Source organism: Bartonella sp. AA2SXKL (genome assembly GCF_042197205.1).
Classification (GTDB): domain Bacteria; phylum Pseudomonadota; class Alphaproteobacteria; order Rhizobiales; family Rhizobiaceae; genus Bartonella.
Window position 1 is genome coordinate 359 of record NZ_JBHIRN010000144.1, and the last position, 360, is coordinate 718.

Annotated in this window: 1 pseudogene; it reads right to left on the reverse strand. The window is 36.1% G+C overall.

The features are described 5' to 3' along the window. Positions 1 to 360, reverse strand: a pseudogene (locus ACFINS_RS10325) (cell division protein FtsK); the annotation flags it as partial.

A 360-nucleotide genomic window follows, 5' to 3' on the forward strand; every position in this document is an offset into this window, starting at 1 on the left:
GCGCATCAATAATTTGCCCCTTAACCCCAAAATCTAACAAAATGCCCTCAAGTTCCTGAGAGTTGGCTTTTAAGAAAGCAGGAGAAAGTTTTGCATCCCTTGCTGTCGGTGGAGAAACTGAAAGATAATCCAAAAGTGGAAGAAGAAAATTACCGTTTGAAGAAGTTGTTAAAGGCTTGAAAACACGATTTTTAACCGAAGAAGTGAAGACCTTATTTTGAGAGTTCTCACATTTTGTTTTTTCATCAAAGAAAATTGGTTCAATGCGATCAAAGGACTTTTCCTGTCTTTTAGACTGCCTTTTGAAGGAGAAAAAACGAAAAAAACGCGCTTGTAGAAAATAAAAAAGATGTAAAAGAG